Consider the following 13,725-nt stretch of genomic DNA (forward strand, 5'->3'; position numbering starts at 1 on the left):
CTGGAAAGATAATACAAAGTAGGCATGACCTATTCTTTCTGGAAATCAGGAGGGCAGTTTCAACTTTATGCTTTTAGCTTCATGCCATATGTTGGGCACTACTTTTTGTGTTGAAGCTTGCCAAGATATTTCCATTGGGGCCGCTTTGCTGCTCACTCAAAACCCATTAACGAAACTACACTTAATAACCATTTATCCTGAGTATAGCCATATGGGACTATCGTTTACTATCCCATATGGCTGATTCCTTAAGAAACACCTCCTCAAGGCTTGTAAACAACAAAGGTATGCCCAGCAACCGAAGAGTATTCCTCGAAACTAATTAACTCAAAGAGATAGTCGACTCGCGTAGATAAAAACAGCTGTTCATATTGCTCCTTGGTAGTAGAAGAATTTAAATAATGTACATTAACATAATTTCTGAAATTGTTCCCACAAGCAAACAATGCAGGATGGTTTAAACCTTCAAATGACCATGGGCTTGAATAAACAGTAAGGCAAAATAGACCTTCTGTCTTCAAAACAACCCCAATTCTCAACTGATAAGCACTATCTGTTTCCAAAAACTGCATGGGGTAAACCAAAGCGGTTGCCAGCGGCAAGGTTTCGATTTGGCCTATTTGCTCTATAAAATCAACTTCAGCCTCAAAGAATTCCGTGGTATCTGATATTTCAGAGAGGGAAAGCTGAGGGAAAAAGTCAAAGTCTTCCAGGTAAATGTCAGATGCAGCGTCTTTCACTGCTACCTGCTTCCCAAAGTTGGCTTCCACCCAAATCGTATCACCTAACTGAAAGGTGTCTTTGCTAGGCCCGGTTTGGACTGGCACTTGCAGCGTCATCCGTTCGCCAAACTCGTCTTCCTTGCAGCCGCAGGCGCTAACAAACAGGATAAGCCCTAAAAGCCCGCAGAAAGCAATCATTCTAAAAGCCATAATCCTGAAAAAGTTGGTTATAGTTTGCTAAGATGTTTCCGTTAGGGCCTCTTTGCTACCAGAGGCGGTCAATTATAAACGAAAACTAACCAGCCTGCCATCGCTTCAGATTGGGCTGACAGGCTGGGGATTAAGTAGGTTACTCCAACACCCGGAAAGTCAGACAGCCACCTCCCTTATACTCTTCCAATTCGGTTAGCTCCGGAATATACTCCACATTGGTTTCTGAAATCAACCTTTGGTATCCTTCTTCAGAAGTCGCAGGGTTTTGATGGAAGAAATTTACGCTCGACCGCCTGTTCCGGCCACAGGTGTACATCGCCGGGTGTTCATAATCTTCATACAAAAACTCCGGAGTACTAAAGCCAAACCAATATAGTCCTGGCTCTAACAGAACGAAACCTGCTTTGAAGTAATAATTCAAAGAGTCCTCAACAATACCTATGGGATATTCTGCAGCAGTAAATGAAGGTAAAAAGTCTACTGTACCTATCCTTTCAAGCACCCCCACTTCGTTACCATACTGCTCTATGGTATCAGACACTTCGGAGAAAAATAGTGAAGTACGGAATTGAAAGTCCTCCAAGACGATTTCCCCACTGGCATCCTTTACGGAAAATACCTTAGGAAACAGGCACTCTACCCATAAGGTATCTCCTAATTGAAAGGTATCCTTATTTGGGTAGGTGGAAACCGGTAGTTCTATTATCATCTGCTCGCCAAACTCATCCTCTTTGCAGCCGCAACTGCTGATGAACAGGATAAACCCTAAAAGTCCGCAGAAAGCAAATATTCTAGAAGCCATAATCCTGGAAGAGTTGGTTATAGTTAGCTAAAGTATTTCCATTGGGGCCGCTTTGCTGCCAGAGCTGATCCTGGAATTCTTCTATAGTCTCCGTAAACGGCCCGAAGGCATTCAACTGCTCAAGGAAGGTAAAGCCCCCGGCATTATCTCGAATGGGCAAAGTAGTGCTGTTGACCCGATTTCCTTCTCCCACGGTAACTATACCGGCTGCCGGGTTAGCCCCATTTTCATCAAACAAATCAAAAAACAATCCTTCCGGTATAAAGTTGGCATTAGGTGGCAAATCGGGGTCTTCCCAAAACTCAAGGAGTTCGGCTTGGTTCATATATCTTCGTAACTGAGCAAATCCATCACTATGCAACAACCCATACTTCAAATCCGCCAGATAAAGCTCCACGGACTCCGCCATGCCTTCTGCCAGTTCTGCCCGGCCGGCGCCAGGGGCTGTGCCATCTCCGTAGGGCGTAGGTTCATTGGCAATGCCCCGGGTCATGGTGTAAACCACATAGTCTATCCACCATTGCCGTTGAACCTGAGCATACTGTGAGGCGTGCACCATCTCATGATAGACCGTTTGCCGCTTATCGTCGGAGGGATCAGGATCACCAAAACTAATGAAGATATCAGGTTTTGAGAGCTCCCAGTAAGTGTACAAGAGACCTGTAAAGGGAGTTTTATACGCTAATAGGTACCCAGCAATATCCCCAAGCCCAAACTGTTCATTATCAATAGTTCGGAACATAGGGGCCGCATTCAGGCGATCATCTAAGTTATGAATCAAAATCCGTAGCTTGCCAGGGTTGGGCAAGTCAATACCAAAGTCGTCATAATACTCATGCATGCCGTTATTGGTCAGGGCGGCTACATAGCCTTCTTCCTGTTTGCTCGTGTGGTCTTCCGGGTCATCTTCCAGTCGTAAGCACAGGGCATGCCAGTTTTTGCCATTTCGCCGTACCTTCCAGGTGTATTTTACCGGCTTGAGAAAAGCATTCCAAAACCGCGCTCCACGGAACGACCGGATTACAGCCCGGTCGCTCACCCGGTCTTTAAACACCACTTTGGTTTTCATCCGGCGGACATTGTAAGCTTTATTGATTTTCCAACAGCCCTCATCATCCGTGTCTGTATTCCGCCAAATGAACCCCCAGTGGTGCCTGGTTGTTTTCACCTTCACCCGCCTTACGCCCTCGTCACCTGTTTGTGTGTCGGTCAGTATAATGCGCCCGCCAGGCTTCTTTTTATTTTCATAAACGAAGCAACCGCATTGTTCTACCTGGCCCGCGGGTGGCTCAGGGTCTTCTTCTTCGTCATCATCGTCGTCACCCTCGGTGGGGTCTCCATCGCAGTCGCAGTACCACTCGAGGTGGAAAGGGCCGGCACTAGGATTCAGCCTCAATTTTGCGATACAGCCCGGAGGGCACTCGATCGGCTCTGGAATAATGGCGTTAATGACCTCATGCTCTCCATACAGCCCCATCCGATCATCAAGAATGTAATCAGGGAAATTAGCCTTAGGTGCTGCAGACGCTACTGTGCTGGCGCTACCAGCCCCAGCTAGTGCTATAGTGCCTAAAGCGGTCCCCGGCACCACCTCACAGGTGAGGCTGCTGTCTTCAAGGCAATCCGGCCAAGTCGGGCAATCCGGATGGCACAAACCTTCTGTCGCTTCATAGTAGGCTTCATTTCCTGAGATAACAAATGCGGTGAAGGTAAGCCTTGTTTCATATTGAGGGATATGCATAACTTCGAGCAATTCGAAAGGGACGGCAGGCATCGCACTGGCGTTAAAATGAGCAGCCGTAATAGCTCCATATTCAGGAGAAAACCCATTTTCACCGATCGCAGGATCTACATAGTTCTCTGTCCCTTCATATACGACCTCAAAGTGAATAGGCTGTGTTTCAAATTCATAACCATATGCCTCCTCAAAAGCTTCTAATGCTTCGATATGCTCACCCGTTTGAGGCACCCACTTCAGGTAGTAATGCGTGGGCTGTAAATTACCAGCACTCCCCCTTAACATCTGGTAAGCCTGATTGATATTATCCAAAGCATAAGGGTTGTTCAATACATTACCCAAGACGGTTTCACCTGACCCGCTAAGTACGCCTCCAATAGAGCGGTTTTCAATGGCGCTGTTCACATCCGCTGGGGCTGAAATGTCAGGCAGTGCCTCCTTCTCACAACTCCAGCCCAGTATCATAATACTGAAGAGTATCAGAAAAGACGCAATGCGTGCCCTCCTTAGCCTAAGTTGCCTGGAGGGAAGTGCTTGTGTCCTCCTTCGCCTCCTGGCTTCGGCGGATGTGTGTGTGTGACTTCTGTAATAACAGCGCCACGCAAAAGATTAAGCAAGTTCATTGTTCAGTGTTTAAAACTTGAGAGATAAAGAATAAGCGCTTATCCTATTGTCACCCTAAAGATAAGAAGGCTCCGGAAACTTTTTTGTAACACTTTCCCCAAAAAAAGACAGAGCAGATTTTAGGCAATTACAAATGAAAGAACAGATATTAAGCTAATAATCAATCTTTTAGCTATGGTCAAGTTGCTGCTCAGGTAACACTCGCCGATGTACCAGCACGAAAAAAGACAGCTTCTTACCCCACCACGCCCCCCTCACTCACCAAAATCCAGTTCCCCTGGACATCCAGGGAAGTGGCATTGGGGAAGACCTCCTGGAAAATGTTGGTGTAGAAGGCCTCCGTATCCCGCTTATCTTCCGGGTTGCGGTAGAGGCAGTTGTAGAGGAGCACGCCGCCCGGTTGCAGCAGGCCACGGAGCGTTTCCAGATAGGAAGCGGTGAGGAAAGCGGCGGGGATGACGTCATCCAGAAAAATATCCATGCAGATGAGGGCGAAGGTTTCGTCCAGTTGGTGCGTATAGGCAAAGGCGTCGGCGCAGATGGTGGTGACCGGGGAGGACAGCCCGCTCAACGCATAGGTGTTGGCGAGGTAGATGACGTGGGGGTCCAGCTCAACAGCCAGGTAGTTGAAATCCTGCTTGAAAACGCGCTCCAGCATCACCGGTACCGAACCCAGCCCCAGCCCCAGCAGCAGCACTTCCTGACCGGGCAGGCGGGCAAAGTCCATTTGCCGGAAGGCATACAGGAAGTTGGTGTACAAATCTTCGTAAGAGTAAATGGCGTTGGCGGTAGACAACTGGTACCGACCATTGCGCATACTCACGTACAAATGCGGATTGACCTCGCTGGGCGCACTCTCTACATGCACCTCCGTGAGGTAAGACAGCCAGCGTTTCCAGCGGGGGATCTCCATTAGTCTTCTTTTTCCCATTTGCGGTACTGACGGGTATCTTCAAAGACCCGCAGCAGAATAAGGCGCTCCTGTACCGAAAGGGTCAGCCCACGGCGTTCCATTACCCGGTCCATCGTCTCGAAAGCCTTGTCGGAACGATAAGTCTGAAAGCCCTGCTTGCCCCCCCAGGCAAAAGAGGGGATAAAGGTGCGCGGGAAGCCCTCACCAAATACATTGGTACACACCCCAATCACCGTACCGGTATTGAGCATGGTGGAGATGCCCGTTTTGGAGTGGTCGCCCATGAAGAGCCCGCAGAATTGCTGGCCCGTCTTCACGAACCCCTCCTTCTCGTAGCTCCACACCCGCACCTCATCGTAGTTGTTCTTGAGGTTGGAAGCATTGGTATCGGCACCGATGTTGCACCATTCGCCCAGAACGGCATTGCCCAGATAGCCTTCGTGGCTTTTATTGCTATTGGCCAGCATGACCACGTTGTTGATTTCTCCGCCGCCCTTGCAGCCGGGGCCAAGGGTGGTGCCCCGGTACACTTTGGCGCCCATTTTCAAGACGCCACCTTCGCCCAGGCTAAAGCCACCGCGAATCATACAGCCTTCCATCACCAGGCTGTCCTTGCCGAAGTAGATCGGCCCGTCTGTGGTATTCAGGGTAGCGCACTCCACATTTGCCCCTTCTTCCAGGAAGACCCGGGCGGGGTCGCCGACCACCCGGTTGCTCGCGCTCAGGGGAGCTGATTTCCGACCTTTGGTGATCAGCTCAAAGTCGTCAGCGATAGCCTGCTGATTGTGCAGGTAGATATCCCAGAGGTGATCGATTTTGAGGTAGTCGGTGCCTTCCAGGTCAAACCCATTGAGCTCGCTGATATCATCGTCGCTGATCAGACGGCTGATCTGCTCCCCGTCCAACTTAGCGACAATAAGCTCTTCTCCCTGCAGGTATGCTTCGTTGAAGTCCATCTGCCTGATGAGGCGGACCAACTGCGGGGAAGGCAGTACCGAGCCATTGATGATATAGTTTTCCTGACCGTAGTCAATTTCGAAGCGCTCCGCCAGGTAGTCCTGTGTGATGTAGGAAACCGGGGTGTCCATCCAGCGTTCCCATTTTTCGCGAATAGTCAATACCCCCATCCGGAGTTCCCCTACCGGGCGGGTGAAGGTCAGCGGCAGGAGCCGGTCACGGACTTCGTTGTCAAAGAGAATAATATTGGGCATAATGGCATTTAGTAGTTTGACGGAAATAAGCTAGACCGTTTTCCTTTAGGCTTTTGCGTCCCGGTCAAACCGGGACGCCAAACCCAAAACGGCCTAGCTTATTTTGTTCCCGTCTCTTAGGGTTATGCGGCAAATATATAGAGGTGTGTCTAGCTTTCCTGCATTTAAGAGCAGAAATAACAAACGCAGGGGTAGCTTTGCACATTTTGCAAAACTACCCCTGCGAGCGATAGACGCCGTGTGGGCGTTTAGAGCTTATTGGGATTTCACACGTTGGGCTGCTCTTGCCAAATTTTGCCTTGCTCAGCGTTACTTTTCAGTCGCGTAGCTATGGCTGTACCAGCGCCTCGACCATAACAAATTTGGCGGCGTTCGTACCAAAAGCGAAAGCCCAACAAGTTCTTAATCCTCGTCCTGCTCTGCTTTCTTACTGAAGCGCGTCTTCGCGAACTTCTTATTAAACTTATCGATACGACCGGCAGTATCCACAAACTTCATCTTTCCGGTGAAGAATGGATGAGAATAAGCGGAGATTTCCAGCTTTGCCAGCGGGTACTCCTTGCCGTCTTCCCAAGTGATCGTGTCCTTTGTTGCTACACAGGAACGTGTAATAAAGGAATCACCGGAAGAGAAATCTTTAAAGACTACCATGCGGTAGTTATCGGGATGAAGATCTTTTTTCATTGCGCTCGTTACTTTAGCTTCTTAAAACGGATGGCAAAGATAAGCTTTTTCAGTAAAGGGAGAAAATTTTAAAGCGGTATTATTTCTGACCCTAACTTCTTTACCGCCGGTTACGCTTTGCAGCGCGCAAACGACGGGGCCCGTACCAGAGCCAAAAACCAGTCACGGTGAACAGCAACAAGGCCAGGCCCATGACAGAAGTGTAAAACAGCTTAAAGTAGCCCCCGCTCAGCCCGAGCCAGTTTTCTACGATAGAGCCATCGTGCAGGGCCTCCAGCCAGTCGGAGTGCCGGGTGGCAATTTGGAGGACCTCCCCGGTAGCGCCGTCCACCTGCACTTCCGTATGGTGCCCTTCAAAACGCACCTTGACCACGCCCTTGCCCGGCCGCACATCCATGCGGTCGATGGTAGTGGCCAGGCCTGGGTGTTCAGCCTTCAGTGCTGCCACCGCGAGATACCCGAGGCGGTCTACGGGCAGCCATTGCGATAATTCCCGGGCCGCCCCACGTTGCGTATCGGGCAGGATAGCACCACCGCTGTGCTTTTTCCAGCCTAGGGACAAACCAGAAATGCCAATCCAGAAGAAAAAGAAAAACAATAAAGCCCCGGTGTACCGGTGAAGGGCGCGAAATTTCCGGAGCAGGCTGGCTTGCTGTTTGGTATCCATGCAGTTCATTTGCAGTGAGCAATAAGAGCGCGAAGATAACAAGACTGCCTGGGCTTAACCGTATCTCAAATGTCAAATCCGGTGTATTACACGGAGGTCCAATCCTGCTGTTGCAGGCCGGGTGCACGATTTACTCAATAGGGACGTTGATCTCCCACTTTATCTCCTTCATGACAAAGGAGCTTTGTACATGTCCGATATTGTCCAGTGTGGCGAGTTTGGTCGTGATAAAAAAGTGGTACACTTCCATATCCACCACCGTTACCTTGAGGAGGTAGTCAAAGTTGCCGGCGATGTGGTAACACTCTGACACCTCAGACAGCTCTGCCACCTGCTGCTCAAAACGCTCCAGGTTTTCCTTAGTATGTTCTTTGAGCCGTACATTGCAAAAAGCCATAAGGTGATAGCCAAGCATCTCCTTGTCCACCACAGTGGTGTACTTCTTGATATAGCCGGCATCTTCCATTTTCTTGATCCGCTCATAAATTGGCGTAATACTCATGCCCAGCACATTGGCAATTTCTTTATTGGTGGCTTTACCATTAGCCTGCAGCATAGTTAGAATGCGGCGATCGATCGCGTCCAAAGCTTTCATTGGCGAAAATATTTCTACCGTTATAGATGTTGTTCGACCTAAAATTAGGCTTTTTTCTTTAATAGCGGGTAACAAAAGTGTTGTTTTCTTGGTGTTTCATACACTATGGGTTTTCTTTCTCAACCTGTGTAAATTTGTTTAGAAACGTCTTAACAGTGTTAAGTGTATGTTTGGAGGTACACTTCGGCTGATAATCAAAGCCTTGTGAACAGTGGCGTCATGGAAAAATGCTTATTTGACCCGCCAAACGCGCATTTTTCCATTTAGCCATAACCACAACTCTTTGATTATCAACTCTCGTTTGCTCCAAACATACACTAAACTAAAACCAGATTACCATGAAATTCAAGCCAGAAAGCCTAATGATGTCCTACGGCTACAAGCCGGAATGGTCAGAGGGTGCCATCAAATGCCCGATTTTCCAGACCTCTACTTTTGTATTCAAAAGTGCCGAGGAAGGCAAAGCCTACTTCGAGCTCGCCTATGGGCTGCGGGAGCCCGATCAGGGCGAAGCGCCGGGCCTCATCTACAGCCGCCTCAACAACCCCGACCTCGAGATTCTGGAAAACCGCCTTTGCCTTTGGGACGAAGCGGAGGAATGTGCCGTGTTTGAAAGCGGCATGTCGGCCATTTCCACGGCTATGCTCGCCTTTTTGCAGCCCGGCGATGTACTGTTGTACAGCAAGCCTTTGTACGGAGGCACGTCCCACTTCATCACCGAAGTCCTTACCCGATGGGGCGTGGAGATACAGGGCTTCCACCCTACAGAAACCCCCGGGGAGATCATCCAACGGGCACAGGCTGAAGGCTGGGCCGCCCGCCTCGCTATGATCCACATTGAGACGCCGGCCAACCCGACGCACACCCAGATTGACATCAAAGGTATGCGCCAAATTGCCGACACCCTGGGCAAAGGGGAGCGAACAGTGCGCGTAGCTGTAGACAACACCTATATGGGGCCGCTCTGGCAACACCCGCTGAAGCACGGGGCAGACCTCGTGCTCTATTCTGCGACTAAATACATTGGCGGCCATAGTGATGTCATCGCCGGGGCCTGCCTTGGCAGTGAAGAGGTGATGCTGCCCATCAAGACCCTGCGGACTTTCCTGGGCAATATGGCAGGCCCCTGGACCGGATGGCTGCTGATGCGCAGCCTGGAGACCCTCAAGGTGAGAATGGAACAGCAGTGCGCCAATGCTCAAAAAGTAGCGGTGTTCCTCCATCAGCACCCCAAAGTAGAACGGGTCAATTACCTGGGCTTGCTTACCGAGTCGGATGGTGAAGCCTACCGCCTCTACCAAACCCAATGCGAAGCCCCTGGTGCCATGCTTTCTTTTGACATCAAAGGCGGAGAAAAACAAGCCTTTGCCTTCCTCAACAACCTGAAGTTGGTCAAATTAGCCGTGAGCCTGGGCAGCACTGAATCGTTAGTGCAGCACCCCGCTAGCATGACCCACGCCGGCATACCCGCAGCAGAGCGTGAAACAATGGGCATTACCGATCAGCTCGTGCGTTTGTCCGTGGGGGTCGAAAATGCAGAGGACCTGATACAAGACCTGGGATCGGCCTTATCTGTAGTGCCCGATGCCGACCCTGAATCACCGGTTTGAGCAAATCAGGCTGCCATGCGTTAAGGTAATATGGACAATACGCAGCAAAAACGTGCCCCCGACTACCTTCCCATTGCAGACTACGGTATCATTGGCAACCTTCATACGGTGGCCCTCGTTTCCCGCGAGGGCTCCATTGATTATCTGCCTTTTACCCGGTTTGACAGCCCGACCATTTTTGCGGCCTTGCTCGACCATGAAAAGGGCGGCCGTTTTCAGATCTGCCCGGCTGAGGACAATATCCGGATCAAGCAACTCTATCTGCCGGATACCGCCATTCTACTGACCCGCTTCCTTTCGGAAACCGGCATGGCCGAGCTGACTGATTATATGCCCGTCAGAGATGAGGAAGAGGGCTGCGCTTTGGTCCGCACCCTGCGCTGTATCCGGGGCGACTTGCTGTTCAATATGAAATGTACGCCCCGCTTCAATTACGGCAGAGAGCAGCCTGGTTTTCATCAGGAATCCGACACAACGGTGCTTATATCGGGGCGCGCTTCCCGATTGCCCATACGGTTGCGCAGCAATACGCAACTGGAAGCCCGAAAGGATGGTGTTTACACCTCTTTCCGGCTAAGTGAAGGCGAACAGGTGACCTTCGTGATGGAAGCCATCAAAGAAGTAGAAGACTTGTCCCGCCCGGTAGCATTCTTTCAAGGTGTGCTGCTGCAAAAGACCATGGATTTCTGGGGGAGCTGGATCAATCAAACCACCTACGATGGGCGATGGCAGAGCACTGTCCGTCGTTCGGCAATCACACTCAAATTACTGACCTCCAGTAAGTATGGCTCAACCGTCGCTGCCGCTACGTTCGGTTTGCCCGAAGAGATGGGTGGCGCGCGCAATTGGGACTACCGCTATACTTGGGTAAGGGATTCTGCCTTTTCTATGTACGCCTTTTTGCGCCTGGGTTTCCGCGAAGAAGCCCGGGCTTTCATCCGCTGGATTATTGACCGCTGCAAGGAACTTGATCATGCTGGTAACCTTCGCCTGGTCTACCGGGTAGACGGCACCGACAGCCTGGAAGAAGAAACCCTGGACCACCTGGAAGGTTACCGGGGCAGCCGCCCGGTCCGTATTGGCAATGGCGCTGCCACGCAGTATCAGTTAGATATTTTCGGTGAGCTCATTGATACCGTTTACCTTTACAACCGCTACGATAGCTCTATCACCTTCGAGTTTTGGCAGGAGCTCCGGGAAATTATCGACTATGTCAGCGAAAACTGGCGGCGTAAAGGGCACGGCATTTGGGAAGTGCGCAGCGGCGAGCAAGAGTTCCTCCACTCCAAGCTCATGTGCTGGGTAGCCCTCGACCGGGGCATCCGTATTGCCCGCGACCGGTCCTTCCCGGCCCCCAAGGAGAAGTGGCGGAAGGTGCGGAACGAAATTTACGAGGACATCTACTATAACTTCTGGAATGAGGACAAACAGGCCTTCACGCAAGCCCGGGGCTCTGATGTCATTGATGCCTCCGCCTTGCTCATCCCGATTGTCCGCCTGCTCAGCCCTTATGAGAAACGCTGGCAATCCACCCTCAAAGCGATCGAGGAGGAGCTCTCCGCCGACACCCTCATCTACCGCTACCGCACCACCGCCGGCGCCGAGGATGGGCTGGAGGGCGAAGAAGGTACCTTTTCCCTCTGCTCTTTCTGGTATATTGAGAACCTGGCCAAGGCTGGGCAGCTCAACAAAGCCCGGCTGTACTTTGAGAAAATGCTCGGCTACGCCAACCACCTCGGCCTCTTTTCGGAGATGATTGCCCTGAATGGAGAACAGGTAGGCAACTTCCCGCAGGCTTTCACCCACTTGTCCCTCATCAGTGCGGCCTTGCAGCTGGACTATATGCTGGATAATGGGGTGCATTAGCGCTCGCGCCAGAGTCAGGGGGTACGCCAAGCCAGGGCTCACGTTTAAAGTCCACCCTAACAGGGCTCGCCCCTTTAACCTTGAGACACTTTAACCTTTAACCTTTATCATTTAACCTTACCCCCCCCAAAAAAACCGCACTATGCAAGAAGGTCTCAAACGCATCGCCTCCATGATCGTGCTCCGGCACGAAGAAGCGTTTCCACTACTCAAGCGGAACAAAATGCCCAATGCAGGCATGTTTGTGCCCGTGGGCGGCAAGGTAGAGCCCTACGAGCGCCCAATTGATACCGCCATAAGGGAGACAGCCGAAGAAACCGGTATTCAGCTGGACTATGAGCAACTGGCCTACGGCGGGGTGCTGACCGAAACCTCGCCGGTCGGGTACAACTGGCTGTGCTTTATTTTTATGGCAGACATTGAGCGGGTGCCGCCACCACCCTGTGACGAAGGCACCCTGCATTGGATACCGCGCAGCGGACTGCTTGATGTCCCTACCCCACCTACCGACTGGCAGATTTACGAATATCTGCTAAACCAGCAGCCCTTTGCGCTGGACGCTCTCTACGATGCCCAGCTCAACCTGCTGGAAATGCGGGAGGAGATTTCCGGCAAAGTCGTCTTTCCTCAGAACCGGGATTCCAGATAATATGGCAGCATCTTGCGCCAGGTCGGCCAGTCGTGCGGCATATCCGGGCCCCAGAGGTCCAGCTCATGATCAATGCCCTTGGCGTTCAGAATGGCGGAGAAGCGGCGGGAAGCGTCCGGGTTTTCCCATTCGCCCTGCCCGGAGACGATATGGATGTGGTTGCTGCGGCGGATTTGCGTAAGCAGCCCATGGTCTTCCATATTCGGCAGGTATTGCACCGGCGAATTGAAGTACACATCCTGATCGTGGTAGCCTTTAGTGTAGGTGCTCAGGTCGTAGTCCCCGCTCATGCCAATAACCCCGCTAAAGAGGTCGGGGCGGCGGAAAAACAGGTTGACCGAATGCAATGCGCCGAGGGAAGCTCCACAAGTGATAATGGGGGTATCTTCGCTCGTCATGCTTTTGATGAACGGCACCACTTCCTCAAAGACATACTCGTTGAACTGCTGATGCCGGATAGCCTTGTGGCGCGGGTGCATATTGGGATTGAGCCAGCTCTCCGCATTGATGCTGTTGATGGAAAAGACCTTCACCTTACCCTCATTAATGGGCCCCGCGATGGCGTCAATCAGGTGAAAGCGCTCGTACTCCAGGTAGTCGGCGGCGGCGGTTGGCAAAAGCAACAGGGAAAAGCCGTAGTGCCCGTAGACGGCAACTTCCATCTGTTTGTTGAGGCGTGGGCTGTGCCAGGAATGGATGTCTCGGTTCATCGTTTGTTATGATTTCGCGCAAAGATAGTGGATTGGAGCGTAAATTGGTTGGGGGGAGATGCAGAAAGTGCACCCTAATCTACAGAGCCGGAAAGCCCCAATTAAAGTGCCCAAAAAATTGACAAGCTACCCTAAGCGCATCTATCTTAGTAGCTCAACATCAACCTACGTTATGGCGATACGGCAAATCGAAATCCTTAAGCAAGTCAGCGCCACGGTGGAAGGCACCTTTGGCAATCTTTCCCGCGATCAGCTCAACTGGAAGCCCGGCCCCGACCGATGGAGCATTGCCCAGTGCCTTGACCACCTCATCCGCACCAACGAAGGCTACCTGTCCCAGTTAGCAGAAATCAGCCTGGGCATCAAACGGAAAAGCTTGTGGGAGCGCCTACCTTTCCTCCCCGCTATATTTGGTAAAATGCTGCTCAAAGCCAGCCACCCCGAAGCACAGGGCAAGATGAAAGCACCGAAAGCTTTTGAACCGCTACAGAGCAACCTCCCGGCTGAAATCACCGGGCACTTTCTCGCACACAACCGCGCCCTGATCCGGCAGTACGAAAAACTCCCTCAGGGCAACCTCGCCTCCTACCGGCTCACTTCTCCGGCTTCGAAAGTCATTGTACTCCGGCTGGAAGACGTGGTGCAGCTATTGCCAGCGCATGAGCAACGGCATTTGCAGCAAGCCCTCCGGGTGATGCAGACAGAGGAGTTTCCGGGTTAA

At 51.4% G+C, this 13,725-nt stretch carries 13 protein-coding genes; 4 read left to right on the forward strand and 9 right to left on the reverse strand.

The features are described 5' to 3' along the window. Positions 1-263: 263 nt before the first annotated feature. From RIC19_RS20585 to RIC19_RS20620, 8 genes are all read right to left on the reverse strand, one after another. Complete coding sequence (locus RIC19_RS20585; protein ID WP_350180252.1) at positions 264-932, reverse strand: hypothetical protein; 669 nt, start codon at positions 930-932, stop codon at positions 264-266. Between the two features lie 139 nt (positions 933-1,071). Continuing rightward, complete coding sequence (locus RIC19_RS20590; RefSeq protein WP_350180253.1) at positions 1,072-1,737, reverse strand: hypothetical protein; 666 nt, start codon at positions 1,735-1,737, stop codon at positions 1,072-1,074. Then, positions 1,727-3,940, reverse strand: coding sequence for a hypothetical protein (locus RIC19_RS20595; protein ID WP_350180254.1), 2,214 nt, complete (start codon positions 3,938-3,940; stop codon positions 1,727-1,729). Before RIC19_RS20595 ends, RIC19_RS20590 begins: the two co-directional genes overlap by 11 nt. A 394-nt stretch (positions 3,941-4,334) precedes the next feature. After that, positions 4,335-5,012: a polyamine aminopropyltransferase gene (locus RIC19_RS20600; protein ID WP_350180255.1), complete on the reverse strand. Its 678-nt coding sequence runs from the start codon at positions 5,010-5,012 to the stop codon at positions 4,335-4,337. Next, complete coding sequence (locus tag RIC19_RS20605; RefSeq protein WP_350180256.1) at positions 5,012-6,223, reverse strand: GlmU family protein; 1,212 nt, start codon at positions 6,221-6,223, stop codon at positions 5,012-5,014. The genes RIC19_RS20600 and RIC19_RS20605 overlap by 1 nt, the downstream gene beginning before the upstream one ends. A gap of 402 nt (positions 6,224-6,625) precedes the next feature. Continuing rightward, entirely contained in the window at positions 6,626-6,907 is a 282-nt protein-coding gene (locus RIC19_RS20610; protein ID WP_350180257.1) for a type B 50S ribosomal protein L31, read from the reverse strand. Positions 6,908-7,007: 100 nt separating this feature from the next. Further along, positions 7,008-7,574: a PepSY domain-containing protein gene (locus RIC19_RS20615; RefSeq protein WP_350180258.1), complete on the reverse strand. Its 567-nt coding sequence runs from the start codon at positions 7,572-7,574 to the stop codon at positions 7,008-7,010. 130 nt (positions 7,575-7,704) lie between these two features. Next, positions 7,705-8,169 carry an Lrp/AsnC family transcriptional regulator gene (locus tag RIC19_RS20620; RefSeq protein ID WP_350180259.1) on the reverse strand — a complete coding sequence of 155 codons (465 nt, stop codon included), beginning with the start codon at positions 8,167-8,169 and terminating at the stop codon, positions 7,705-7,707. Between the two features lie 338 nt (positions 8,170-8,507). Here RIC19_RS20620 and RIC19_RS20625 point away from each other — a divergent pair, with 338 nt between their 5' ends. From RIC19_RS20625 to RIC19_RS20635, 3 genes are all read left to right on the forward strand, one after another. Further along, positions 8,508-9,779, forward strand: a complete 1,272-nt coding sequence (locus RIC19_RS20625) for a cystathionine gamma-synthase family protein (RefSeq protein WP_350180260.1) — start codon at positions 8,508-8,510, stop codon at positions 9,777-9,779. Positions 9,780-9,809: 30 nt separating this feature from the next. Then, complete coding sequence (locus RIC19_RS20630; protein WP_350180261.1) at positions 9,810-11,645, forward strand: glycoside hydrolase family 15 protein; 1,836 nt, start codon at positions 9,810-9,812, stop codon at positions 11,643-11,645. 142 nt (positions 11,646-11,787) lie between these two features. Further along, positions 11,788-12,294, forward strand: a complete 507-nt coding sequence (locus RIC19_RS20635; RefSeq protein WP_350180262.1) for an NUDIX hydrolase — start codon at positions 11,788-11,790, stop codon at positions 12,292-12,294. On the opposite strand, the gene RIC19_RS20640 is transcribed toward RIC19_RS20635, so the two are convergent. Next, positions 12,273-13,004 carry an esterase family protein gene (locus RIC19_RS20640; protein ID WP_350180263.1) on the reverse strand — a complete coding sequence of 244 codons (732 nt, stop codon included), beginning with the start codon at positions 13,002-13,004 and terminating at the stop codon, positions 12,273-12,275. The genes RIC19_RS20635 and RIC19_RS20640 overlap by 22 nt on opposite strands. A gap of 172 nt (positions 13,005-13,176) precedes the next feature. Here RIC19_RS20640 and RIC19_RS20645 point away from each other — a divergent pair, with 172 nt between their 5' ends. Continuing rightward, positions 13,177-13,725: a DinB family protein gene (locus tag RIC19_RS20645; protein WP_350180264.1), complete on the forward strand. Its 549-nt coding sequence runs from the start codon at positions 13,177-13,179 to the stop codon at positions 13,723-13,725.

This window comes from Phaeodactylibacter sp. (genome assembly GCF_040219495.1).
In the GTDB taxonomy this organism is placed as follows: domain Bacteria; phylum Bacteroidota; class Bacteroidia; order Chitinophagales; family Saprospiraceae; genus Phaeodactylibacter.

Bases quoted from the DNA above. Each gene is read 5' to 3' on its own strand.
- RIC19_RS20605 (WP_350180256.1), bottom strand. From the start codon at position 6,223: ATGCCCAATATTATTCTCTTTGACAACGAAGTCCGTGACCGGCTCCTG.
- RIC19_RS20640 (WP_350180263.1), bottom strand. From the start codon at position 13,004: ATGAACCGAGACATCCATTCCTGGCACAGCCCACGCCTCAACAAACAG.
- RIC19_RS20590 (WP_350180253.1), bottom strand. From the start codon at position 1,737: ATGGCTTCTAGAATATTTGCTTTCTGCGGACTTTTAGGGTTTATCCTG.
- RIC19_RS20625 (WP_350180260.1), top strand. From the start codon at position 8,508: ATGAAATTCAAGCCAGAAAGCCTAATGATGTCCTACGGCTACAAGCCG.
- RIC19_RS20585 (WP_350180252.1), bottom strand. From the start codon at position 932: ATGGCTTTTAGAATGATTGCTTTCTGCGGGCTTTTAGGGCTTATCCTG.
- RIC19_RS20635 (WP_350180262.1), top strand. From the start codon at position 11,788: ATGCAAGAAGGTCTCAAACGCATCGCCTCCATGATCGTGCTCCGGCAC.
- RIC19_RS20615 (WP_350180258.1), bottom strand. From the start codon at position 7,574: ATGGATACCAAACAGCAAGCCAGCCTGCTCCGGAAATTTCGCGCCCTT.
- RIC19_RS20595 (WP_350180254.1), bottom strand. From the start codon at position 3,940: ATGATACTGGGCTGGAGTTGTGAGAAGGAGGCACTGCCTGACATTTCA.
- RIC19_RS20600 (WP_350180255.1), bottom strand. From the start codon at position 5,012: ATGGAGATCCCCCGCTGGAAACGCTGGCTGTCTTACCTCACGGAGGTG.
- RIC19_RS20620 (WP_350180259.1), bottom strand. From the start codon at position 8,169: ATGAAAGCTTTGGACGCGATCGATCGCCGCATTCTAACTATGCTGCAG.
- RIC19_RS20645 (WP_350180264.1), top strand. From the start codon at position 13,177: ATGGCGATACGGCAAATCGAAATCCTTAAGCAAGTCAGCGCCACGGTG.
- RIC19_RS20610 (WP_350180257.1), bottom strand. From the start codon at position 6,907: ATGAAAAAAGATCTTCATCCCGATAACTACCGCATGGTAGTCTTTAAA.
- RIC19_RS20630 (WP_350180261.1), top strand. From the start codon at position 9,810: ATGGACAATACGCAGCAAAAACGTGCCCCCGACTACCTTCCCATTGCA.